The organism is Mesorhizobium sp. M7A.F.Ca.MR.176.00.0.0 (assembly GCF_004023165.1).
Classification (GTDB): Bacteria; Pseudomonadota; Alphaproteobacteria; order Rhizobiales; family Rhizobiaceae; genus Mesorhizobium.
Map to the genome: position 1 here is coordinate 1 of NZ_RZTC01000335.1, position 273 is coordinate 273.

A 273-nucleotide genomic window follows, 5' to 3' on the forward strand; every position below is an offset into this window, starting at 1 on the left:
AGGCACATGCGGAGGTCACCCCGAAGACCGGCCCGCGCAAGCCGAGGCTCAAGCTCACCTGGGCGGCGGCGGCGCTTGGCATCGTTTTGGGTACAGCGAGGATGCCAACTCGCCTCGCGCCGTCCAAAAGGAGGGCCCGGTAAGTTTCCTCCATCACATCCCAGCCCAAGCCGCCGACGCCCACTGTCGCGCCGAAGCGATGGGCATTCCTCTCGTCGCAGGAAAGTCCGGCCTGCCGCATGGCTTCGCGCGCTGCAAGCACGGCGAGCAAGC

Annotated in this window: 1 protein-coding gene; it reads right to left on the bottom strand. The window is 67.4% G+C overall.

Annotated elements, in window-relative coordinates:
* Positions 1 to 273, bottom strand: a 273-nt coding sequence (locus tag EOB59_RS35130) for a beta-ketoacyl synthase N-terminal-like domain-containing protein (RefSeq protein ID WP_281061756.1), incomplete at both ends; no start/stop codon positions are given.